26 protein-coding genes and 1 pseudogene are annotated in these 22,299 nt (G+C 73.1%); 17 read left to right on the top strand and 10 right to left on the bottom strand.

Features of this window, described 5'->3' with window-relative positions; all coding sequences use genetic code 11:
• Positions 1-44 precede the first annotated feature (44 nt).
• The 4 genes from FB462_RS15240 to FB462_RS17435 form a co-directional block, all read right to left on the bottom strand.
• Positions 45-710: a response regulator transcription factor gene (locus FB462_RS15240; protein WP_141862787.1), complete on the bottom strand. Its 666-nt coding sequence runs from the start codon at positions 708-710 to the stop codon at positions 45-47.
• Positions 707-1,747 carry a sensor histidine kinase gene (locus FB462_RS15245; protein WP_141862789.1) on the bottom strand — a complete coding sequence of 347 codons (1,041 nt, stop codon included), beginning with the start codon at positions 1,745-1,747 and terminating at the stop codon, positions 707-709. Before FB462_RS15245 ends, FB462_RS15240 begins: the two co-directional genes overlap by 4 nt.
• Complete coding sequence (locus tag FB462_RS15250; RefSeq protein WP_141862791.1) at positions 1,744-2,505, bottom strand: phosphatase PAP2 family protein; 762 nt, start codon at positions 2,503-2,505, stop codon at positions 1,744-1,746. Before FB462_RS15250 ends, FB462_RS15245 begins: the two co-directional genes overlap by 4 nt.
• 283 nt (positions 2,506-2,788) lie before the next feature.
• Entirely contained in the window at positions 2,789-2,944 is a 156-nt protein-coding gene (locus FB462_RS17435; protein WP_167510140.1) for a hypothetical protein, read from the bottom strand.
• Positions 2,945-3,117: 173 nt separating this feature from the next.
• Between FB462_RS17435 and lepB the strand changes: the two genes are divergently transcribed.
• On the top strand, positions 3,118-3,831 hold the full coding sequence (lepB, locus tag FB462_RS15255) for a signal peptidase I (RefSeq protein ID WP_229666957.1): 714 nt from the start codon (positions 3,118-3,120) through the stop codon (positions 3,829-3,831).
• A 21-nt stretch (positions 3,832-3,852) separates the two neighbouring features.
• Here the strand turns inward: lepB and FB462_RS15260 are convergent, their stop codons facing one another.
• Together FB462_RS15260 and FB462_RS15265 are read right to left on the bottom strand one after the other, a co-directional pair.
• Positions 3,853-4,203, bottom strand: a complete 351-nt coding sequence (locus FB462_RS15260) for a VOC family protein (protein WP_141862793.1) — start codon at positions 4,201-4,203, stop codon at positions 3,853-3,855.
• A 79-nt stretch (positions 4,204-4,282) separates the two neighbouring features.
• A complete protein-coding gene (locus tag FB462_RS15265) occupies positions 4,283-4,759 on the bottom strand; it encodes a GNAT family N-acetyltransferase (RefSeq protein ID WP_167510141.1) in 477 nt (158 codons plus the stop codon).
• 33 nt (positions 4,760-4,792) lie between these two features.
• Between FB462_RS15265 and FB462_RS15270 the strand changes: the two genes are divergently transcribed.
• The 3 genes from FB462_RS15270 (at position 4,793) to FB462_RS15280 (ending at position 6,710) form a co-directional block, all read left to right on the top strand.
• On the top strand, positions 4,793-5,209 hold the full coding sequence (locus tag FB462_RS15270) for an HIT family protein (protein ID WP_114851388.1): 417 nt from the start codon (positions 4,793-4,795) through the stop codon (positions 5,207-5,209).
• Positions 5,210-5,343: 134 nt separating this feature from the next.
• Positions 5,344-5,724, top strand: coding sequence for a hypothetical protein (locus tag FB462_RS15275; protein ID WP_141862797.1), 381 nt, complete (start codon positions 5,344-5,346; stop codon positions 5,722-5,724).
• A 218-nt stretch (positions 5,725-5,942) separates the two neighbouring features.
• Positions 5,943-6,710 carry an SDR family NAD(P)-dependent oxidoreductase gene (locus FB462_RS15280; protein ID WP_141862799.1) on the top strand — a complete coding sequence of 256 codons (768 nt, stop codon included), beginning with the start codon at positions 5,943-5,945 and terminating at the stop codon, positions 6,708-6,710.
• An 87-nt stretch (positions 6,711-6,797) separates the two neighbouring features.
• Here FB462_RS15280 and FB462_RS15285 read toward each other — a convergent pair whose 3' ends face one another.
• The gene (locus tag FB462_RS15285; protein ID WP_308423695.1) at positions 6,798-7,478 is read right to left on the bottom strand and encodes a response regulator; all 681 of its coding nucleotides are present in this window, start codon (positions 7,476-7,478) and stop codon (positions 6,798-6,800) included.
• A complete protein-coding gene (locus FB462_RS15290) occupies positions 7,475-9,130 on the bottom strand; it encodes a sensor histidine kinase (protein ID WP_229666956.1) in 1,656 nt (551 codons plus the stop codon). Before FB462_RS15290 ends, FB462_RS15285 begins: the two co-directional genes overlap by 4 nt.
• A gap of 188 nt (positions 9,131-9,318) precedes the next feature.
• On the opposite strand from FB462_RS15290, the gene FB462_RS15295 reads away from it, so the two are divergent.
• The 10 genes from FB462_RS15295 to FB462_RS15340 all read left to right on the top strand — a co-directional run bounded on the left by FB462_RS15295 (position 9,319) and on the right by FB462_RS15340 (position 20,495).
• Positions 9,319-10,743 carry a cation:dicarboxylate symporter family transporter gene (locus FB462_RS15295; protein ID WP_141862803.1) on the top strand — a complete coding sequence of 475 codons (1,425 nt, stop codon included), beginning with the start codon at positions 9,319-9,321 and terminating at the stop codon, positions 10,741-10,743.
• A gap of 25 nt (positions 10,744-10,768) precedes the next feature.
• Positions 10,769-12,640 (top strand): phosphoenolpyruvate carboxykinase (GTP), encoded by a 1,872-nt coding sequence (locus FB462_RS15300; RefSeq protein WP_141862805.1) that lies wholly within the window; start codon positions 10,769-10,771, stop codon positions 12,638-12,640.
• Positions 12,640-14,247: a glyceraldehyde-3-phosphate dehydrogenase gene (locus tag FB462_RS15305; protein WP_141862807.1), complete on the top strand. Its 1,608-nt coding sequence runs from the start codon at positions 12,640-12,642 to the stop codon at positions 14,245-14,247. Before FB462_RS15300 ends, FB462_RS15305 begins: the two co-directional genes overlap by 1 nt.
• A gap of 140 nt (positions 14,248-14,387) precedes the next feature.
• Complete coding sequence (locus FB462_RS15310) at positions 14,388-15,095, top strand: HAD family hydrolase (protein WP_167510142.1); 708 nt, start codon at positions 14,388-14,390, stop codon at positions 15,093-15,095.
• A complete protein-coding gene (locus tag FB462_RS15315; protein WP_141862811.1) occupies positions 15,092-15,838 on the top strand; it encodes an ABC transporter permease in 747 nt (248 codons plus the stop codon). The genes FB462_RS15310 and FB462_RS15315 overlap by 4 nt, the downstream gene beginning before the upstream one ends.
• A 118-nt stretch (positions 15,839-15,956) precedes the next feature.
• The gene (locus FB462_RS15320; protein ID WP_141862813.1) at positions 15,957-17,012 is read left to right on the top strand and encodes a BLUF domain-containing protein; all 1,056 of its coding nucleotides are present in this window, start codon (positions 15,957-15,959) and stop codon (positions 17,010-17,012) included.
• 170 nt (positions 17,013-17,182) lie between these two features.
• A complete protein-coding gene (locus FB462_RS15325; RefSeq protein WP_141862815.1) occupies positions 17,183-17,650 on the top strand; it encodes a hypothetical protein in 468 nt (155 codons plus the stop codon).
• 103 nt (positions 17,651-17,753) lie between these two features.
• Complete coding sequence (locus tag FB462_RS15330; protein WP_141862817.1) at positions 17,754-18,182, top strand: hypothetical protein; 429 nt, start codon at positions 17,754-17,756, stop codon at positions 18,180-18,182.
• A 132-nt stretch (positions 18,183-18,314) separates the two neighbouring features.
• Positions 18,315-19,847 (top strand): tyrosine-protein phosphatase, encoded by a 1,533-nt coding sequence (locus FB462_RS15335; RefSeq protein WP_141862819.1) that lies wholly within the window; start codon positions 18,315-18,317, stop codon positions 19,845-19,847.
• 33 nt (positions 19,848-19,880) lie between these two features.
• Positions 19,881-20,495, top strand: a complete 615-nt coding sequence (locus FB462_RS15340) for a class F sortase (protein ID WP_244289140.1) — start codon at positions 19,881-19,883, stop codon at positions 20,493-20,495.
• Between the two features lie 78 nt (positions 20,496-20,573).
• On the opposite strand, the gene FB462_RS17825 is transcribed toward FB462_RS15340, so the two are convergent.
• A complete protein-coding gene (locus FB462_RS17825) occupies positions 20,574-20,696 on the bottom strand; it encodes a hypothetical protein (RefSeq protein WP_257222048.1) in 123 nt (40 codons plus the stop codon).
• A gap of 33 nt (positions 20,697-20,729) precedes the next feature.
• Here FB462_RS17825 and FB462_RS17920 point away from each other — a divergent pair.
• The 3 genes and pseudogenes from FB462_RS17920 to FB462_RS15355 all read left to right on the top strand — a co-directional run.
• Positions 20,730-21,008: pseudogene (locus FB462_RS17920) on the top strand (alpha/beta hydrolase); the annotation flags it as partial.
• Positions 21,009-21,032: 24 nt separating this feature from the next.
• Positions 21,033-21,383: a hypothetical protein gene (locus FB462_RS17730; RefSeq protein WP_141862826.1), complete on the top strand. Its 351-nt coding sequence runs from the start codon at positions 21,033-21,035 to the stop codon at positions 21,381-21,383.
• A gap of 95 nt (positions 21,384-21,478) precedes the next feature.
• A complete protein-coding gene (locus FB462_RS15355; RefSeq protein ID WP_058741089.1) occupies positions 21,479-21,877 on the top strand; it encodes a hypothetical protein in 399 nt (132 codons plus the stop codon).
• A gap of 31 nt (positions 21,878-21,908) precedes the next feature.
• Here FB462_RS15355 and FB462_RS15360 read toward each other — a convergent pair whose 3' ends face one another.
• The gene (locus FB462_RS15360; protein ID WP_141862828.1) at positions 21,909-22,292 is read right to left on the bottom strand and encodes a winged helix-turn-helix transcriptional regulator; all 384 of its coding nucleotides are present in this window, start codon (positions 22,290-22,292) and stop codon (positions 21,909-21,911) included.
• Between the last annotated feature and the right edge of the window lie 7 nt (positions 22,293-22,299).

Below are 22,299 nucleotides of genomic sequence, written 5' to 3' on the forward strand. Positions count from 1 at the left end.
CGGGCGCAGGGCCCCGCGGACGCGCGGGCCCCGTCCGCTCCGCGTCAGGCCGGGGTGCCGAGCCGGTAGCCCTTGCCCCGCACGGTCGCGATGAGGTCCCGCTCGGTCTTCTTCCGGAGGTAGTGCACGTACGTGTCGACCGTCCCGAGCTGCTCGCCGTGCTCGAACACCGCGGACAGCAGCTGCTCGCGCGAGAACACCCGGTCCGGCTCCGCGGCGAGCACCGCGAGCAGGTCGGACTCCCGGTCGGTCAGGGCCACCCGGCCGCTGTAGGGCGAGTGCACGGTGTGGTCGTCCGGCCGGAACGACCAGCCGCCGATCTCGAACGCGGGCCCGAGGTCCACCGGCGCGCGGGTGAGCGCCCGGAGCCGTGCGTTCAGCTCGTCGAAGTCGAACGGCTTCACCAGGTAGTCGTTCGCGCCGGCGTCGAGCCCGGACACCCGGTCGTGCACCTCGCCGAGCGCGGTGAGCACGAGCGCCGGGGTGGCGCCCCGGAAGCGCCGGAGCTCCCGGACCACGTCCAGGCCGTCGCCGTCCGGCAGGCGACGGTCGACCACGAGCACGTCGAACAGCCGGTGCAGCGCGGCCTCGAGCGCGTCCACCCGCGTGGTGACGAGTTCGACCTCCCACGACGCCGACAGCACGTCCCGCACGATCGGCCCGAGGCGCGGGTCGTCCTCGACGAGCAGGACCCGTCCGCCGCCGCTCATCCGCGCCGCCGCCGTCCAGTCACACCGGCGAGCGGCAGGGTCAGCGCGAACACGGTGCCGGACGGACCCGTGCGCTCCACCCGCACGTCGCCGCCCGCGCGGACGGCGACGTCCTTCACCAGCGCGAGTCCGATGCCGTTGCTCGTCCGGGTCGGCCCGCCGGTGGCCGGGGCGTCGCCGTGGGCGAACCGGTCGAACACCCGCCGCGGCGCGATCCCGGTGATGCCCTGCCCCTCGTCGCGGACCCGGATCACCACGCGGTCGCCGACGACCTCGTTCTCCACCCACACCGCGCCGCCCGTCGGACTGTGCCCGACCGCGTTGTCGACGAGCGCGACGAGGCACCGCCGGAGCTGCGTGGGCGTGACGGCCAGGACGCCCTCGCCCGGGGTGACCACGAGGTGCACCTGCCGGTCGCGGGCCAGGACCGCCATGTCGTTCGCCGCCGCCGCGAGACCGGCGTCGAGTTCCGCCACGGCGGCTTCGTCGGTCCGGCCGGCCGCGGTGGCGAGCAAGTCCTCGACGACCTCGGCGAGGGCGCGGGTGTCCGTGCGGAGCTCGTCCGCGACCGTGCGCTCGGAGCTCGCGGCGGGGAGCATCGCCTGGAGCTGCTGCACCCGGGCGCTCAGCACCGTCAGCGGCGTCCGCAGCTCGTGGCTCGCGTCCGCCACGAACGTCCGCTGCAGCCGGTACGCCTCGGCGAGCGGCCGGACCGCACGTGCGGCGATGAGCCAGGTCGCCACACCCGCGAGCACGACGGCCGCACCGCCGACGACCAGGACCGCGATGAGCAGGTCGACGGTGTCCAGGTAGACGTGGACATCCTCGGCCCCGTGCCGCTCGAGCTGCTGCGCGGGGGTGAGCTGCCACGCCACGTAGGCCACGACGAGCGCGACGACGGACACCACGAGCGCCGCGGAGACGACCGCGACCCGCAGGCCGATGCGCACGGCGGACCGTCGGTACTCGCGGCGGTCGGGGTCCTGGTCGGAGCCGAGGCCGACCGCCGTGCCGATCCGGGTCAGCCAGGGCTTCACGAAGCGTCCTCCTCGTCCGCGCGGTGGCGCCCAGTCTGCTCCCCCACGACCGCCGCGCGCTCGTCCGGCGTCCGGAAGCGCTCGACGCGGGCTGCTCCGCGCTGCACCACCCGCGTCAGCACCAGGTCGACCCAGACGATCCGGGCGACCGGCGCCACCGCGAGCGCCCACACCACCGACGCGACGACGTCCGTCGGCCAGTGCACCCCGTCCACGGCGAGCGCCGTCGCCACGACCAGCACGACGACCCCGCCGAGCACCGCGAGCACCCGGCGGCGGGGACCTGCCGGCACGAGCATCAGTCCGGCGAGCACGAGCGCCACCACGAAGACGGTGTGCCCGCTCGGGAACGACGCGTCGGGCTGCACGGGGACGAACGGGTGCGGCAGCACGGACCCGTCGGGTCGCGGCCGCCCGACGACCACCTTGAGCAGGTCGGACGGGATCCACGTCAGCGCGACGACGCCGGCGAACGCCGCCGCCGTCACCAGGCGGCGGGTCCGAGCCCACACGAGCCCGGTCAGGACCATGGTCAGGAGCACCGCCGGCACCGGCTCGAACACGGTGTACACCGCGGAGCCGACGGCGCCGAGGACCCCGACGTGCAGGCTGTTGAGCGCTCGGGCGAGGCCGGCGTCCACCGGGTGCGCACGGAGGACGAAGCCGACGACCACGAGGAGCACGACGCCGACCACCGCCCGCTCGACGGCGCGACGCCGGGTCGGACGGGCTGGGGACACGGGCAGTGGGGTGGTCACCCGGACATCCGACGGCAGGTTCCCCAAGAAACGTCGAAGAAGCGTGACGATCCGGGCGTTCGACTCGTCCCAGCAGTGTCATGAGTGCGATCAGGACCTCACGCGACTCCCGGACCGACCGGACCGACCGGACCACGGGACCGTGCCAGAGCACCTTCGACCGCTGGCGGTGTCAGCGTGAGGCCGGTCACGACGGCCTGCACTGCGCGGGCGACGGTGGCGACACCGCGACGTGGAGCGACGCCCTGTCGGGCCGCGACCTGCGGGCCCTCCGGGGCGCGCGTCAGGGCCGGTAGTCGCGCCGCCGCTGGTGGTCGCTCTCGTTGGCCGCGAGCCAGCTCGCCGCGTTCGGCGGCACACCCGGTCCCGCCCCGTTGGTCGCGTCCACGCCGCGCGCGACCACACCCAACACCCCGACCAGCCAGTTGATGAAGCGCATCGCGACCCCCTTGCACCGACCGTACCGGCCATCTGCACCCACCGCACGCGTCGGCCGGCGGTGATCCGTGCCTCCCAGGCGGCCTGGAGGCGCGGTGCGCGCCCGACGCGCACGTCACGCAGGCGGGCTGGTCGCGTCAGCCGACCTGCCGCGCGCTGCCCTACGCTGCTCGCATGGGGGAACGGATGGCACGACGCGCGGGACAGCGGAACGGGGTGCTGCGGTTCCTCCGGGACATGGTGGTGATCCTGCTCGCAGCCCTGCTCGCGTCGTTCCTCGTCAAGACCTTCGTCATCCGCAGCTTCTCGATCCCCTCCGGTTCGATGACGAACACCCTGCAGGTGGGCGACCACGTCGTCGTGAACGAACTCGCCGGCCTGCACCGGGGCGACGTCGTCGTCTTCCGGGACGCCGACGGGTGGCTCGACGTCCCGGGTTCCCCCGAACAGGTCGCCGCGCGGACGCCGACGCTCCTCGGCCGGACGCTCAGCACGGTCGGCTTCGGGCCGGACACCGACGGCCACCTGATCAAGCGGCTCATCGGACTGCCGGGCGACCACGTCGAGTGCTGCGACGCGCAGGGGCGGATGTCGGTGAACGGCGTCCCGCTCGTCGAGCCGTACGTCCTCGCACCCGAGGGCGACCCCGCGTCGGGTGTCCCGTTCGACGTCACGGTTCCCGCCGGACGGCTGTGGGTGATGGGCGACAACCGGTACGGCTCGGCCGACTCGCGCTTCCACCAGGACCTGCCCTCGAAGGGGTTCATCCGGGAGTCCGACGTCGTCGGGCGGGCCGTGGTCGTGACGTGGCCGGTCGCCCGGTGGTCGTGGCTCGACGACCACCCCGAGGTGTTCGCCGGTGTCGGGCGCGAGGAGCAGGGCGGGTAGCCGCCCCGGCCACGGGGCTCGTCAGCCGGCGGCCTCCCACAGCTCGAGCGGCAGCCCCTCCGGGTCGTGGATCCGTACGAAGCGCCCGTACTCGGTGTCCCACTCCGGTCGACGCTCCACCGCGGTGTCCGAGGCCTCGAGCCGCGCCACCAGGTCGTCGAGCCCGGTCACGCGCAGGTTCAGCATGAAGGGGCTGTCGGCGGGGAAGTACCCGCTGTCGGCCGGGAACGGCGCGAACACGGTCGCGCCCGCCTCCTGCTGCCACACCGTGTCCGACCCCGCGTCGATCCCGAGGTGCTCGCGGTACCACGCTGCGCGAGCCTCCGGGTCGCGACTGCGGAAGAAGAGCCCACCGATCCCGGTCACCGTCATGGTCCGCACCGTACCCGCCGACACGAGCGGACGGGAGGCACGTGGCGGGTCCGCCGCGTGCCTCCCGTCCGGTCGTGGGTCACGGCTCCAGCACCTTGCGGTACCACCGGTCCGCGTAGGGGTCTGCGTTGAAGGGCGCGACCCGTTCGAATCCCGAGCGCTCGTAGAGTGCGCATGCCTCAGCCAGCGCGGCGCGGGTGTCGAGGCGGAGCACCGCGACGCCCTGTTCTCGGCAGGCGGCCTCGACAGCGCGCAGCAGTGCGGCGCCCAGGCCCGTCCCGCGGCGCGTCGGCGACACGAAGACCTTCGTGAGCTCCGCGACGTTCCCGAGGAACCGCGCGCCCGCGCACCCGACGGCCTGGCCTCCGTCCGACGCGACCAGCAGCACGCCGGTGGGCTCGACCAGGTCGTCGAACGGTTCGTCGGCGAGCGCTCGGTCGACCTCGTCCTCGCTCGCGGTCCGGCCGTGCCAGCGGGAGGCGACGTCGGTCAGGTACGCCCGGACGATCCGGCCGGCGACGGCGTCGGAGGGACTGACCCGCGCGATGGTGACCACGTGGGGAGCGTAGGGGACGTGCAGACTGGGCCGATGGACCCGTGCCCGTTCTGCCGCATCATCGAGGGCTCCGCACCCGCCGTCTGGGTCGAACGCGAGGAGCACGCCGTCGCCTTCGCTCCCCTGCCCGACTCGTCGCTCGCACCCGGGCACACCCTCGTCGTCCCGGTCGAGCACACCCGGGACCTGCTCAGCGCCGGGCCGGTCGCCCTCGCCGCGACGACGGCGCTCGCGCAGCGGGTCGCCCGGGCGATGCGCGGCGCCCTCGGGGCCACGGGCACGGTGCTGCTGCAGGCCTCCGGAGCGGATGCCGGCCAGAGCGTCGCGCACCTCCACGTCCACGTGGTCCCCTGCTGGCCGGACGACGGCACGACCCACTGGCCCTCGCCGCCGTCGGCCCACCGGTTCGACGGGGACCCGCACGCGGCCCTCGCCGAGATGTTCGAGTAGCCGGGGTCCGCGTCCCGGGGCTTCGCTGCCCAGGGCCGTCGAGTGAGCAGACGAAGTCGGGTGCGCTCGGGCGACCCGACGTCTGCTGCTCCATCGACGGCCGCTCGGCGCCCGCGCGGCCGTACGATCGGTCCGTGTCCCGCTCCGGCAAGCCCTTCGCGCAGTTCGCCACGCGGCTGCCCGACGGCCGCACCGTGGTGGAGGTGACCGTGTTCGACCCGTTCATCGTCTCCGTCGTGCTCGTCGCGGACGGCAAGCGGGACGCGCTGGACCGTGTCCGGGCGCTCGGCGGCCGGGACGTCCACGTGTCGAAGAGCTTCCAGCCGAGCGGCGGCGCCGTCGAGGCACTCCTGCGCGGCGGGGAGGACGGGGTGTTCGCCCCGGAGCCGGTGGACGGCTCGTGGCTGCCCCTGTCGGAGCTGCCGGCGTTCCTCGACGGGACCAGCCCCTGGCTCGTCCGGTACGACACGAGCGCGTTCAACCGCTCGTTCGTGGTTCCTCCGCCCGTCGAGTGAGCAGACGACGTCGGGTGTGCTCGGGCGACCCGACGTCTTCTGCTCCATCGACGGCCAGGCCAGGCCCGGCCCGGCCCCGGCGCCCGGCCCCGGCGCCCGGCCCCGGCGACGAGACGCCGCTCACCCTGCGCGAGACCTCAGCACATCCGCCGGACCCCGCCAGCCGGTCCGGAGCACCGTGGGAGGGGCACCACGACCCCGCCCCACCAGGAGGAACCATGCTGCTCGAGGGCAAGACCATCGTCGTCACCGGCGGCAACAGCGGCATCGGCGAGCAGATCTGCCTCGCCGCCGCAGCCGAGGGCGCGAACATCGTCATCGACTACGTCGCCCACCCCGAGGAGACCGAGTCCCTGATCGACCGCATCGAGCACGCGGGCGGCCACGCGGTCGGCGTCGACGCGGACATCACCCGCGCCGACGACCTGCACCGGATGGTCCAGAAGGCCGTCGACGCCTTCGGCTCGCTCGACGTCCTCGTGAACAACGCCGGGATCGAGGACCGGAAGTCGCTGCTCGAGGAGACCGAGGACGGCTACGACAAGGTCATGTCCGTGAACATGAAGAGCGCGTTCTTCGGCACCCAGGCGGCCGCGAAGCAGTTCATCGCGCAGGGCAACGGCGGCCTCGTCCTGAACATCTCGAGCGTCCACGAGGACTGGCCGATGCCCGGCAACCTGGCGTACTGCGTCGCGAAGGGCGGCATGCGCATGCTCGCCCGGAGCGGCGGCGTCGAGCTCGGCCCGCACGGCGTCCGGATCGTGAACATCGCCCCCGGCGCCGTCGACACCCCGATCAACACGGCGACGACGTCCGACCCCGACAAGCTCAAGCAGCTCGACGACGCCATCCCGCTCGGTCGACCCGCGAAGCCGCACGAGATCGCCGAGGTGGTCGTCTTCCTCGCCTCCGGCAAGGCCGCCTACATGACGAGCACCACCGTCACGATCGACGGCGGCATCTCGCAGGGCAGCGTCGGTCTGTAGACGGGACCGCACGACGGACGGGAGGATCGTGGCGGCGCCGCCGCGATCCTCCCGTCCGTCCCGTGGCGCGTCAGCGCCGATGTCGGGTCAGCGCAACCAGCGGTACTCGTACTCGGGCCGACCCGGCCCGCGGTGCCGCACGTCCTTGTCGACCTGGCCGGCGGCGATCAGGTGCTCGAGGTATCGCCGCGCGGTGACGCGCGAGGTCCCCGTGGCCTGCGCGACCTCGGTGGCGGACGTGCCCCCGTCGGTGCCGATCAGCACGGACCGGACCGTCTCGAGCGTCTCCGGGGCGATGCCCTTCTCCGACTCGGCCGGCGCCGCCGGTCGCAGTTTCCCGAGCCGCGCGTCGATGTCCGCCTGCGTGAGCGACCGCCGGTCCTCGAAGCCCCGGCGGTACTCCCGGTACGTCGTGAGCCGGTCCGCGAAGGTGCGGAAGCTGAACGGCTTGACGAGGTACTGGACGATCCCGAGCGCGATCGCGTTCCGCACGCCCCGGACGTCGTTCGCGGCGGTGACGGCGATGACGTCGACGGCGGAGCCGGCGGTGCGCAGCGCGCGGACGAGCTGGAGGCCGTGCGCGTCGGGCAGGTTGAAGTCGAGCAGCACCAGGTCCGGCTTCGCGGCGGCGACCGCGGCGAGCATCTCCCGACCGGTGGCGGCGGAAGCGACGACGGTGAAGCCGTCGACGCGGCCGACGTACGCGGCGTGGGCCTCGGCGGTGAGCGGGTCGTCCTCGACGATCAGGACGCGGATCACGTCCGTCACGCGGGCACCTGCCGCGGCTCGAGGTCGACCACGAAGGTGCTGCCGGTCGGGCCGGTGTCGACGGTCATCGTCCCGCCGATGTCGGCGAGGGCCGAGCGGACGAGGTCGAGTCCGATGCCACGCCCCTCCGGCCCGGACGGCTTCGTCGACCAGCCCCGCTCGGCGGCGGCGGTGACGTCGGCGATCCCGGGGCCGTTGTCCGCGACGACGATGCGGGTGCGTCCGTCGTCCTGCGTCGTGACGGTGACGGCGACCCGCGGACCGCTGGGCCCGCCGGTGTGCTCGGCCACCGCGTCGACGGCGTTGTCGACGAGGTTCCCGAGCACCGTGATGACGTCGCTCGCCGGCGCTGCCACCGGAGCGTGCAGGCCGTCGGTGTCGGCCACGAGCACGACCCCGCGCTCGTGGGCCTGTGCGCGCTTGGCGTGCAGGACGGCGGCGAGCACCTCCGGGGTCACGACCAGGGGGCCGTCGTCGGGGTGCCCTCGCGGATCTGGGGCTTCCACCCCTTGCCGGTCGATCCGGTGCCGATCGATCTCGTCGGACGCGAACCGGATCGCCTCGTCGACCCGCCCGAGCTCGAGCAGCGCCACGACGGTGTGCAGCCGGTTCGCGAACTCGTGCGTCTGCGAGCGGAGCGCCCCGGTCAGCGTCCGCGTCGCCGCGAGCTCGCCGGACAGGTGCAGCAGCTCGGTCTGGTCGCGGATCGTCGCGACCGTGCCGATCGGCTTCGCGGAGCCCCGCGGGAACGCCAGCTCCTGGTTCACGACGAGCACCCGGTCCGCCGTCACGTGGGTCTCGTCGACGGCGCGGTCCCCCGACGCCAGCAGCGTGCGGAGCCCGTCCGGGACGTCGAGCGCGGCGAGCGGGATCGGCACCTGGCGCTCGGCGGGCGGGGGCAGGTGCAGGAGCTCGGCGGCGCGGTCGTTGTGCAGGACGACGGCACCGCTCCGGTCGATTACGACGAGTCCCTCGTGCACCGAGTGGAGCACGCCCTCGTACGAGGCGAAGACCCGCGCGAGCTCCTCGGGCCCGCGGCCGGCGGTCACCCGGCCGAGGTACCGGCTGAGCAGCCACGAGAACAGCGCGGACACGGCCACGACGGCCAGGGCCAGCGCCACGACGGACCCGAGCCGCGGGACGAGCGCGGTGGAGATGTTCGCGACGGTGACGCCCGCGGCGACGAGCCCGACGACCTTCCCGTCCTGGTCGGTGATCGGCGTGACGGCCCGGACGGAGGGGCCGAGCGTCCCGGCGAACGTCTCCGTGAAGGTCTGCCCGTCCAGCGCCGGGGCGATCGTCCCGCGGAACGGCCGACCGATCTCGGCACGGTCCGGGTGCGTCCACCGGGTGCGGTCCGGCGCCATGATCGTGATGAAGTCCGTGTGCGTGCGCCGCATCAGGTCGAGTGCGTACGGCTCGAGCCGCGCCGAGGGATCGGCGGTCGCCGCCTGCTCGACCACGAACGGGTTCCGGGCGATCGAGACGGCGAGCGCGGTGCTCTTCTCGGCGGCGTCGGCCTGCAGGTCCGCCCGCGCCGATGCCCAGCTCCACGCGCCGCCCACCGCGACGCCGACCACGACGCCGACCACGACGAACAGCAGCTGCAGCGCGAAGAGCCGTCTGGCGATGCTCCACCGTCTCGGTGCCACGGTCCGACCCTCCTCGCCTCGTCGCGGGACCACCATTCTGCGACACCGCAGGGCGGTGTGGGGGCATCCGTGAACGCAATGAACGCAAGTCACGCCCGGCCCACGGTCCGCGGCAGGGTGGGCCCGTCCCCTCGGGGAACGAGCCGACCGAGGTGACGACGCCCCGGTCCTGACGACAAGGAAGTCTCATGGCATCGACGCACTCGTCCACCGCACGCCCCGTCCGGCGGCGCGGGCTGGACCGTTCGCACTGGCTCTACATCGCGGTCATCGTGGCCGTGCTCGCCGGCATCGTGGTCGGGCTCACCGCCCCGGCGTTCGCGGTCGGCCTCAAGCCCATCGGGGACGGGTTCATCGCCCTCATCAAGATGATGATCGCCCCCGTCATCTTCTGCACGATCGTCCTCGGCGTCGGCTCGATCGCCAAGGCGGCGACGGTCGGCAAGGTGGGTGGGCTCGCGCTCGGGTACTTCATCGCGATGTCCACGTTCGCCCTCGCGATCGGCCTGGTCGTCGGCAACCTGATCCACCCCGGCGACCACCTCGACATGTCCACCGCGAAGTACGACCCGCCGTCGGGCTCGACCGAGGACGCGTCGTCGACGTCCGGGTTCCTGCTCGGCATCATCCCCGCGACCCTGGTGTCGTCGCTCACGAGCGGCAGCATCCTGCAGACGCTCTTCGTCGCCCTGCTCGTCGGCTTCGCCCTCCAGGCGATGGGCGAGAAGGGTGCGCCGATCCTGACCGGGATCCGGCATCTGCAGGCCCTGGTGTTCCGCATCCTCGCGATGGTGATGTGGGTCGCGCCGGTCGGCGCCTTCGGAGCGATCGCCGCGGTCGTCGGTGCCACCGGTGTCGCGGCGCTCGTCGCGCTCGGCACGCTCATGGTCGCCTTCTACATCACCTGCATCGTCTTCGTCGTCGGGGTGCTCGGGCTCCTGCTCCGGCTCGTCACCGGCGTCAACATCTTCCGGCTCATGAAGTACCTCGGCCGCGAGTACCTGCTCATCGTGTCGACGTCCTCGAGCGAGGTCAGCCTGCCCCGCCTCATCGCCAAGATGGAGCACCTCGGCGTCTCGAAGCCCGTCGTCGGCGTCACCGTGCCGACCGGCTACTCGTTCAACCTCGACGGCACGGCCATCTACCTGACGATGTCCTCGCTGTTCATCGCGAACGCCCTCGGCACCCCGCTGAACATCCCGGAGCAGATCTCGCTCCTGGTCTTCATGATCATCGCCTCGAAGGGCGCGGCCGGCGTCACCGGCGCCGGCCTCGCGACCCTCGCCGGCGGTCTCCAGGCGCACCGTCCCGACCTGGTGAACGGCGTCGGGCTGATCGTCGGCATCGACCGGTTCATGTCCGAGGCCCGCGCCCTGACGAACTTCACCGGCAACGCCGTCGCGACCGTCCTGGTCGGCACCTGGACGCGCCAGATCGACAAGGAGCAGGTCGAGCGGGTGCTGTCCGGTGCCGCGCCGTTCGACGAGCGGACCATGTCCGCCGACGAGCACAGCGCACCGGCCGCGGCCCCGTCGGACCAGCAGGAGCGCATCTCGACCGAGGCCGTCCGCACCATCGTCGAGCCCGAGCGCCAGGCCGCCACCCGCCGGTAGTCCCCCCGACACGAGGAGATCGACGATGATCACGAACCCCAACCACACGACGCCCGCCCCCGCCACCGTCCCCGGTTCACCCCGCGTCGCCCTGGAGGCGTGGGTCGCCCGGGTCGCGTCCCTCACCTGCCCCGATGCCGTCGTCAGGTGCGACGGGTCACCGGACGAGACCGCTCGCCTCACGCAGCAGCTCGTCGACGAGGGCAAGCTGATCGCCCTCGACCCGGAGCGCCGACCGAACAGCTACCTCGCCCGCTCGGCGCCCGACGACGTCGCACGGGTCGAGGGTCGGACCTTCACCTGCTCCCGCACCCCGGAGGACGCCGGCCCGACGAACCTCTGGCGGGACCCGGACGCCATGCGTGCGGAGCTGGACGACCTGTTCGCCGGGAGCATGCGCGGCCGGACGATGTACGTCGTGCCGTTCTCGATGGGCCCGGTGGGCGGTCCCATCTCGCAGCTCGGGGTCGAGGTCACCGACTCGGCGTACGTCGTGCTCAGCATGGGCAAGACCACGCGCCTCGGGCCGGAGGTGCTCCGCGCGATCGGGGCCGGCGTGCCGTGGGTCGCGACCGTGCACAGCGTCGGGATGCCCCTGCGCGACGCGGCCGGCACCGAGCGGTCGGACGTGGCGTGGCCCTGCGCCGAGACGAGGTACATCGTGCAGTTCCCCGAGACGCGGGAGGTCTGGTCGTACGGCTCGGGCTACGGCGGCAACGCGCTGCTCGCGAAGAAGTGCTTCGCGCTCCGGATCGCGTCGGTGATGGGCCGCGACGAGGGCTGGCTCGCCGAGCACATGCTCCTCATCCGGCTGACCTCGCCGGAGGGCCGGGCGTTCCACGTCGCAGCGGCGTTCCCCTCGGCCTGCGGCAAGACGAACCTCGCGATGCTCCAGCCCGCGCTGCCCGGGTGGTCCGTCGAGACCATCGGCGACGACATCGCCTGGCTGCGGCCGGGTTCCGACGGCCGGCTCCACGCGATCAACCCCGAGGCGGGACTGTTCGGCGTCGCACCCGGTACCGGCGCCGACACGAACCCGGTCGCCGTCGAGACGATCGCCGCCGACACGATCTTCACGAACGTCGCCCTGACCGACGACGGCGACGTCTGGTGGGAGGGTCTGACGCCGGAGCCGCCCGCGCACCTCGTCGACTGGACGGGTGCGGACTGGACCCCGGCCAGCGGGACCCCGGCCGCGCACCCGAACGCCCGGTTCACCGTCGCGCTCGACCGCTGCCCGTCGCTCGCGGCCGACGTCGACGCGAGCGTGCCGATCGACGCCGTCGTGTTCGGCGGCCGACGCTCGACGAACGTGCCGCTCGTGGCCCAGGCGCCGACGTGGGCCGAGGGCGTGTTCATGGGCGCAACCGTGTCGTCCGAGCGCACCGCCGCGGCCGAGGGGACGGTCGGCGAGCTCCGCCGCGACCCGTTCGCGATGCTGCCGTTCTGCGGCTACGACATGGCCGAGCACTGGTCGCACTGGCTCGACATCGGCGAGCAGCTCGGCGCCGGTGCCCCCGCGGTCTTCCAGGTGAACTGGTTCCGCAAGGACCAGGACGGCAGCTTCCTGTGGCCGGGCTTCCGCGAGAACGCCCGCGTGCTGGAGTGGATCGCCCGCCGGGTCGAGGGCGCCGTCCCCGCGGTCGAGAGCCCGGTCGGCCTGCTCCCCGACGTCGCGGACCTCGACGTGCGGGGGCTCGCGATCTCGGACGCGCAGCTCGACGCCCTGTTCGCCGTCGACCCGGACTCGTGGCTCGAGGAGTGCCGCCGCACCGAGGAGTTCCTCGACGAGTTCGGCGGCCGCTCCCCCGCGGTCTTCACCGCCGTCCTCGACGAGCGGCGGGCAGCCCTGCACGCCGCCGCGGCCGCCCCTGCCCGCACCCCGCAGGTCGTCTGATGGCGACCTCGCCCAGCACCACACCCGGCGCGCAGCCCAGCGCGCCGCCGTCCGCGGCGGACCGCGCACGACTGCAGCGCGCCTGGACCGACAAGCTCGCCGCCGCCGAGGCGATGGTCCCCCTCATCGGACGCCTGTACCGCCGGGACGACGTCGTCGCCTCGGTGTACGGCCGACCCCTCGTCGGCGAGTCCCCGATCGGGATCGTCAAGGCGCACCGCTCCACGCGCCGGGTCGACGAGACAGAGCTCCCGGTGACGGAGAGCCTGGCGATCCTCACCGAGCTCGACGCCATGACCCTGTCCTCGGCGTCCGTCGACCTCGCCGACCTCGCCGCCCGCCACCGTGCCGACCCGCTCGGCACGCCGCTCCGCGAGTTCCTCGAGGACGAACTCTTCCTCGCCCGCGGCGCCGCACGGCACGACGGCGCCGACGGTCCCCGCCCCGCCCCGCGCGACGTCGTCCTGTACGGCTTCGGGCGCATCGGCCGGATGCTCGCCCGGATCCTGCTCGAACGCGCCGGCGAGCACGCGCCCCTCGCGCTCCGCGCCGTCGTCGTCCGTCGCCGTGGTCCCGACGACCTGGTGAAGCGCGCGAGCCTGCTCCGCCGGGACTCGATCCACGGCCCGTTCGCCGGCACCGCCACGGTGGACCCCGAGCACGACACGATCACCGCGAACGGCACGCTCATCCAATTCATCTCGGCGGACGCCCCGAGCGCGGTCGACTACCGCGCCCACGGCATCGAGGACGCGATCGTCGTCGACACCACCGGCCGCTGGCGGGACGCCGAGGGTCTCGAGCAGCACCTGCTCGCGCCCGGAGCCGCCCGGGTGCTCCTCACCGCGCCGGGCACGGGCGGGGTGCCGAACGTCGTGCACGGCATCAACCACGAGCAGGTCGGTGACGCCCCGGTCGTCAGCGCGGCCTCGTGCACGACGAACGCGATCGTCCCCGTCCTCAAGGCGGTGTCCGATGCGTACGGCGTCGTACACGGCCACGTCGAGACCGTGCACTCGGCGACGAACGACCAGAACCTCGTGGACAACTACCACCCCGCCGACCGGCGCGGGCGGGCGGCCGGGCTGAACATGGTGATCACCGCCACCGGCGCGGCGCGGGCCGCCGAGAAGGCCCTGCCCGAGCTGCGGGGTCGGCTCACCGGCAACGCCGTCCGCGTCCCGACGCCGAACGTGTCGCTCGCGGTCCTGCACCTGACGCTCGCCCGGCCCGTCACGCGCGACGCCCTGAACGGGCTGCTCCGCGACGCGTCGCTCACCTCGTCGCTCCGCCGCCAGATCGACTACGTCGAGTCCCCCGAGGTCGTCTCGACCGACTTCCTCGGCAGCCGCCGCGCGGGCGTCGTCGACGGGCTCGCGACGATCGCGGACGGCTCCGAGCACGTGGTCCTGTACGTCTGGTACGACAACGAGTCCGGCTACAGTCGGCAGGTCCACCGGATCCTGCAGGAGATGGCGGGTGGCCGTCCGACGGCACTCCCCGCCACCCCGGCCGGGAGGCGCGCAGCAGTCCGCCCCGCTGCTCCGGCGGGCGCACTCACCGCTCCGGAGCAGCCCGTCGCGACCGCCGCCCGTCCGGGCGAGTAGGTTCTGGCGCACCGAGCCAGCACCGCACGATGAGGACACGATGGCAGCCACCCACAACGCGCAGTTCGTCCGTGGGCCCTCCGAACCGGCGTCCGCCGCCGGCGAGCCGGAGGCAGCGAACGCCGACACGATGTTCTGACGTGGCGGAGCACCTGCAGGCGGTCGTGTTCGACCTCGACGGGACGCTCTTCGACCACCGCGCTGCGGCGAGGACCGGTGCCACTGCGTTCCTCACGCACCTCGGGTTGCCCGCCTCTGCGCCGGCCCTGGGGCGGTGGGCAGCTGCCGAGGACGAGCACTTCGAACGGTGGCGGTCGGGCGAGATCGGGTTCGCCGAGCAGCGGCGGGAGCGTCTGCGCACGGTGCTGCCGGCGCTCGGACACCCACTCGACCTCGATGACACCGCGGCACTCGACGACCTGTTCGCGGACTACCTCCGGCGGTACCGAGCCGCGTGGCGAGCGTTCCCCGGGAGCCGCGACCTGCTCGACGAACTCCGGTCCCGTGGGTACCGCCTGGGGCTCCTGACCAACGGCGACGCGGAACAACAGTGCGACAAGCTCGCGCGGACCGGGCTCAGCGAGGCCTTCGACGTCGTCCACGCGTCGGGGCGGACGGGCCTGCAGAAGCCGGACGAGCGGGCCTTCACCGGGATTGCGCGCGCCCTCGGGTTCGCCCCGTCCGCATGCCTGTTCGTGGGTGACGACCCCGAGCGGGACGTCGCCGGTGCCCGTCGGGCCGGGATGCGGGGGCTGCTCGTCGACCGCGAGGCCACCAGCCCGGACGCCGTGCGGGTGGCCGTCCTCAGCGCCCTGGAGCCGGGCCGCCCCGTACTGTTCGAGGCGTGACCGACTCGCTGCTGCACACGCTCGTCGGCGTGCTGCTGCTCGTGGCGGTCGCCATGGCCGTCCTGCTCGCGACCCGGGCCGAGGCCCCGTGGGCACCCGCCGTCGCGATCCTGCGCGGCGCAGCGCAGCTCGCGGTGATCAGCCTCGTGCTGTCCGGCATCATCCGCTCACCCGTCCTGATCGCCGTCGCGCTCGTGGTGATGTTCTCCGTCGCGGTGGTCACGGCTGCCCGACGACTCGGCACACTGCGCGAGTCCGCGCTCCCGGTCGGTGTCTCGATGGCCATCGGCATCGTCGTCACGGGTGCGGTGGTGTTCGGCACCGGGGCGATCGAGCTGAGCCCGCGGTACGCGCTGGCCGTCGGCGGGATCGTGATCGGCAACGCGATGACCATCGCGACGATCAGTGGTCGCCGCTTCCGCGAGTTGCTCGTCGACCAGTGGGACACCGTCGAGGGGTGGCTCGCGCTCGGCGCTCCCCCGCGCCGTGCGACCGAGACCCTGGTGCGCCGTGCCGTCAGTGCAGCACTCGTCCCGACGGTCGACCAGACGAAGACGACGGGACTGGTGACCCTGCCTGGCGCCTTCGTCGGGGCGGTGTTCGGCGGGCTCTCCCCGCTCGAGGCCGGGCGCTTCCAGATCGTCGTGCTCGCCGCCATCGCGACCGCCGGGGCCTGCACGGCCGTGTGCCTGACGCGGTGGCTCGCCCCGGTGACCGTGCGCCCGACGGACGGGCGTCGCTGACGCACCGCGATCCTCCAGGCCGGCGCGGACCCGGCCGATCTGGGGGTTGTGGCGCAGTGGACCGAACGGTTCACTCGGAGGGACGCCGTACCCCGGTGAGAAAGGGAGACCCCGTTCCATGCGTTCGATCGTGTACACCAGCACGCAGACCCGTCCGATCACGGACACCGAGCTCGCCCAGATCCTCGCGGTCGGCCGCGAGAAGAACACCGTGCTCGGGGTGACCGGCATCCTCGCGCACAAGGGCGACAACTGCCTCGGCATCCTCGAGGGCGACGACGCCGTCGTCGGTGCGCGCTTCGGGCAGGTCCGCACCGATCCTCGGCACACGAACGTCCGGGTCCTCATGGACGAGTCGATCGAGCACCGTTCCTTCCCCGACTGGTCGATGGCGTTCCAACCGATCGACCCGTTGATGGAGCAGGTCCCGGGGTTCAGCGACCTCTTCGCGCCCGGTCGCCCGCTCGACCCGGCCGCGGGCCTGAGCCGCGCTCGGGGTCTGCTCGAGTGGTTCCGGAAGCACCCGCTCGCGCCCCTGACGAGCCGGAGCGCCGAAGCGGACGAGGCACCGCGCACGCGGGCGATCAACGGTGCGATTCTCGCGCTCCACGACGGCGGGGTGACGCGGTTCAGCCTCGAGGTCGCCGCGGCGCACGCCGGGATGACCGCGACGGAGGTGCGCGCGGCGTTCCCGACCGAGCGCGCGTTGCTCGCGGCCACGGTGGAACGGTGGACCCTGGCGATCTCGACGCCGCTGACGCCACTGATGGCCGAGAAGGGAACGGTCGCGTACCTGCACGCGCTCCTCGCGGCGCAGGCCGAGGAACCGGGGCTCGTGGAGCTCCTCGCTGCGAGTCTCGTCTCCGCGGCAGACCCGACGGTCGACGGAGCCGACTACTACCGATCGATCTACCGCCGCTTCCGGGAGTCCGTCCGGAACGGACTCGCGGAGGACGTGCGCGCGGGTCGCGAGCCGGAGACGATGGACCCGGTCCGCGGTGCCGAACAGCTCCTGGCCCTGTACGACGGGCTCCGGCTGCAGGCACTGCTCACCACCGACACCGACCTCGTCGAGGCGTTCGACCGGGCTGCGACACGGATGCGTCGCGGCTGGTCGGAACAGTACGAGCAGCCGACGTACTGGGACATCCCGGTCGCCGGGGCCCGAGGGTAGCGCAGTCGTCCGACGGACGAGCGTCGCCGAAGCTCCACGATCTCGCGGTCCTGCCTCGCTGGCGACCGATCGGTCACTCTGCCGTGCAGCGTGGGATGGTGGGTCCGGGCACGACAACGTGCTGGGCACGGCGCTGACCAGCAGCGCGGACCGGGTGACGGGGGGACCACATGACGCACCAGGGCAACGAGCGGAACGGCGTGACCGACTTCCGGACACGTCGACCGGCTGTCAACGCCGCCGTGTGCTGGGTGGCCGCTGTCGCGTCGCTCGTCCTGGCGGCGGCCTGGATCTGGGTGGCGACGACCGAACCACCGCTGTCCGGCCCGGCGGTCGCACACCTGGCCCTCGCGGCGATCGGCGCGGCCATCGCGGTCGCGGCTCGACGGTTCGCCGTCGGCCCGACGACCGCGCCGCGCCCCCGGACGTTCCAGGCGCTCACGATCGCGGCGTTCCTGACCGGTTTCGCCGATGCCGCCCTCGGCATCGTCTCGGGCGCGGTCGGCAGCTCGGTCAGGGCGATCGCGGCCGGGATCATCGTGTTCGTCCTCGGCGCCGGGGTCGCGCTGCAGGGGGCGCTCCTGTACGGGGCGGCCGCGGGGCGAGCGAGCGCGCAACAGCCCCGTCCACGCGCCTGAGCTGCCGGAGCGCAGCCGGCGCGACGCCAGCGGCTGGACGGCGCCCGGTCGGCGTGCGACGCTGGGGCCCCGACACGCCGTCGTGTCGGTCGAGGGGGACACCATGACGACCACGTCCGAGACCACCACCCGTCAGCACCCGAACCGGATCGCCGCGCGGCTCGGCACCGGGGTCCTCGTCGGCCTCGTCACCGTGTACGTGGTCGCGGTGATCGCCACGGCACCGCTCGGCGGCGGCTCGACCACGAACCCACTTGTGCTCGCGGGGCTCGCCGTCGTGGGCGCGGCCGCCGTGGCCGTGGGCACGCGCTGGCCGACGGTCGGCACCACCGCAGGGGCCGTCGTGCTCCTCGTCACCGTGTTCGCGGTCACGCAGCGGATTGCCTGGACGACCGGGACCACGCAGTGGTGGAGCCCGACGGACGCCGTCGGGTACTCCGCGGTCAGCGCGTACCCCGCGATCGTCGGCGCGGCGCTCGTGGCCGCGTCGGTCGTGCGCGGGCGCCAGCGGGACACGACCCCGGACCTGTGACCCACCTCACCTCCCGGTAACCCCACCGCCCCGACCCGTTCACGGACGGGACCGGCGACGTCGGCACGCTGCTCCGCGGGCCGCCCGGACGACCGGACGACCGACATCGCTGCCCCGTCCCCGAGGAGACCCGTGTCCCGCCGTCCCGCCCGCTCGTCCGCGTTCCTCCGCGCGAGTTCCACCGCCGTCGCCGCTGCCGCCGTCCTCGGCGCAGTCGCCTTCTCGTCCACCGCCGCCCACGCCGACGCCGGTGCCCAGCCGGCACTGACCGCGCAGGACCACGCCATCACCGACGTCCCCGGGATGGTGAACGGTCGCGAGCTCGGTGCCTTCACGGGTCTCGGCGGGCAGCGGGTGGACGCCTCCCGCCTCATCCGCTCGGAGTCGCTGGACAAGGTCACGGCCGCCGGCGCACAGACGCTCGCGAGCAAGTACCACGTCGACCTCGTCATCGACCTGCGCACCCCCACGCAGGTGGCCGCGAAGCCCGACGTCGCCATCCCGGGCGCGAAGGACGTCGACATCTCGATGTTCGGTGCCGACGGCAACTACAGCGACGACACCGCGATGTACCACGACCTCGTCGACAAGGGCTACGTCGACGCATCGGACCGCGGACCGATGATCAGCGCGTACGCGCAGGTCCTGCAGATCCTCGCGACCCACACCAGCGGCACCGTGCTCATCCACTGCTCGCACGGCATGGACCGCACGGGCACCGTGGTCGACCTGCTCGACCGCGTCCTCGGCGTCGACAGCGCGGACATCCTGCACGACTACCTGCTCTCGAACACGCAGCTCGGTGTGACGTGGGCGACGCCCGCGCTGCTGCAGGGCACCTTCGAGAGCGACATCGCGACCAAGTACGCCGGCATGGACTCCTACCTGTCGAAGACGATCGGCGTGACCCCGGCCGAGGCGGCGGCCCTGCGGAGCCGCTTCCTCGTCTCGAACGACGCCTCCGCGTCGGCGATCACCGTCGACGGTGTCACCGTCCCGCTCGCCGCCGCGTCCTCCGGTGCGGGCGCGACCGTCACCGCGCCGGTCGCGACGCTCACGAGCGGCGACGTGCACGTCACGACGACGAACGCGGCAGCCCGCTCGACCGTCGACGTGCAGGGCGACACCGCCGTCGTCACGGTCACGGCCGAGGACGGCACCACCACCGGGACCTACCGGGTGACCGTCGCCCGCCCGACGCTGACGCTCGCGGCGCACGGCACGCTCACGCCCGGGTCGACCGTCACCGTCGACGCCGGTGGCATGACGCCCGGTTCCGTGTACGAGGTCGTCGTGCACTCGACGCCGCAGGTCCTCGGCCACGTGACCGCGGCCCAGGACGGCTCCGTCCGCGCCTCGGTGACGCTGCCCGCCGACCTCGTCCCCGGTGCACACACGCTGTTCCTCGCCGACGCAGCCGGCGACGCGGTCAGCGACCCGCTCGCCCTCACCGTGACCGCCACCATCACGGCGTCGACCACTACGGGTGCGACCTCGACCGGCGCGACGACCACGGCAGCGGTCGGGCCGTCGGTCGCGACGGGCGGCACGGTCGTCGGCGGTCGGGACGACGCCCCGTGGCTGGCCCTCGGCGGTCTCGGCGCCCTCGTCCTCGGCGGCCTCGGCGCGTTCCGGCTCCGCGCGCGCCTCCGGACGGGGCGCTGAGTGCCGAGCACAGCGCAGCGACGGCGGTGGGGCGTGGGCCTCACCGCCGTCGCGGGGGCCGCGGCGGCTGCGATGATCGCCGTCGCGGGCGTCGAGCTCCTCACGCCGCACCCGCACGGCTCCGGTACGACGTCGAGCGTCGACCTCGCCGGCAACGCCGTGCAGCTCGACGGTCCGCCGCCGCCGGCAGCGGCCTCGGCGACGCCGTCCGGGCACGGTCGCTTCGTGGTGCCCTCGGTCGGGCTCGACGTTCCGCTCGGGGCACTGGACGTCGCCGACGGGGTCATCGAACCGCCCGGGTCCACGTCCGCGTACTGGGTCCGCAACCTCGGCGTCGAGCCGTCCGCGGCCTCTCGTGGCACGGTCTTCGTCGCGATGCACTCGCTGCGCGGCGGGGGTGTCGGTCCGGGCAACGCCCTGATCGACGTCGCCGACGGACGGGCGCGGATCGCCGCCGGTGCCACGATCACGGTCGACGACGTCACCTACCGCGTGACGCGCACCGAGACCGTCCGGAAGGGCGACATCGCAACGGACGCGACCGTCTGGGCGGACACTCCCGACCGCCTCGTCGTCGTCACCTGCCTGCAGCGGCCGGACGGTCGACCCTCGGTCGACAACGTGGTGATCGAGGCGACGCGCGTCTGAGGCGGCACGCGACCGCAAACCGGACGGGAGGCGCGGTGCCAGCTGGCACCGCGCCTCCCGTCCGTCCTGTGGTCGCGTCTACCGGACGGCCACCACCCGCACGTCCCAGGCCCCGAGCGACAGCTCGGACCCCGCCGCGAGCGCCCCGCCGTCGAGGACGTCCTGGGCGTCGACCGGCACGGTGAAGGTGCTCGGCGGCAACAGGGCCTCACCGGACCAGCTGACCGTGCCGTCATCTCCTGGGTCGGCTACTCGACACCGCCGCAACCCGTCATCCAAGGGCAACTCGACTTCGGCGTCCTCGGCACGAAGTACGCGAGGGACGGCAGCGAGAAGCTCGCGAACGCGCTGCGCGGGCTGAAGGCGTCGCGCGGAGACGACTCGTACTCGAACAACATCGTCGCCCACTCGTACGGTTCGACCACCGCTGCGTACACGCTGACGAAGCCGGACATCCACGTCGACACCTTCACGACGATCGGCTCGGCAGGCCTCCCCGACTCCGTCGACAACGCATCGGACCTTCACGCGGACCACGTGTACGCCGGACAGGCCCAGAACATCTGGGTCTTCGAGCCAGGACGAGGCGACCGATGGGCACAGACCGGCAGGCTGAGCTGGTCACACGGTCAAGATCCCACCGACCCCGACTTCGACGCCACCGCGTTCGGAACGGACGGCGTCCCCGGCGACGACGAGAAGCTCTCCGTGGACGACCACAACGTCCACACCAAGGAGATGCGGGGGTACCTGGACCCCGACACGGAGTCGCTCTACAACATCGGGCAGGCCACGACGGGCCACCCTGAGGCGATGACCAAGCACGAACCCAAGGGGATGACGTGGTACGAGAAGACCGTGCTCAAACAGATGCAACAGGTCCCGTGACGGCGCGACGATCGCAACCGGCGTCGGTGACGGCGCTGTTGGTCGGGTCCGCACTCATCCTGGCGGCCTGCGCCCACGACCCTGGAGAACCCACCATGAAGCCTTCGGAAGCGAAGCAGTCCGTGATCGAATTCGTCGAGCAGTCGACGACCGCCGCCGGCGGCACCTGGGAGCACCTCAGCGGTCCCGGCGTCCGAGAGTGCGAGCAAGACTCCGGTGCACCCGGCACGATGTTCGTCTACGTCATGAAGCGGGCTGACACCTCTGGCGCTGATGCCCGAGTCGACGTGCAAGCGGTGAGCAAGCACTGGCGGGACGCCGGAGTCGACGTCGACGAGTACCAGAGCGGTGGCCCCGACCCGGTACCGGGAGTCCGCGGGCGCGGTGGGCCGGTCGTGTCGGCGAGCTTCGACGCCTACCCGGGGAACTACCAGATGTCGGCGACGTCGAAGTGCTCCGACGGGATGCCCGACCAGCAGCGACTCGAGAACTGACAGCGGCCGCCGCGGTGCGGGACAGGAGCGGTCATCGACCGTCCACGATCGCGTCCGCGTGCTCGACGATCCAGTCCATCAGGGGCACGAGCCGCTCGGCCAGCTCCTGCCCGGCACCCGTCAGCGAGTAGTCGACCCGCGGCGGCACCGTCGGCTGCACGTCCCGGTGCACGATGCCGTCGTGCTCCAACGTCCGGAGCGTCGAGGCGAGCATCTTCTCGCTCACGCCCTCGATCGTCCGGCGCAGCGCACCCCACCGCACCGGCCCGTCCCGCAGTGCGAGCAGGACGAGGACGCCCCACCGGCTCGTGACGTGACTGAGCACCACTCGCGTCGGACACGCCGCGGGGAACCGGACCGGTCCGTCCGCAGGGGTGTCGTGCGTTCCGTCCGGGACCGCGATTCCGACGTCCATGTCAGTA

This window comes from Curtobacterium citreum (assembly GCF_006715175.1).
Lineage (GTDB): Bacteria > Actinomycetota > Actinomycetes > Actinomycetales > Microbacteriaceae > Curtobacterium > Curtobacterium citreum.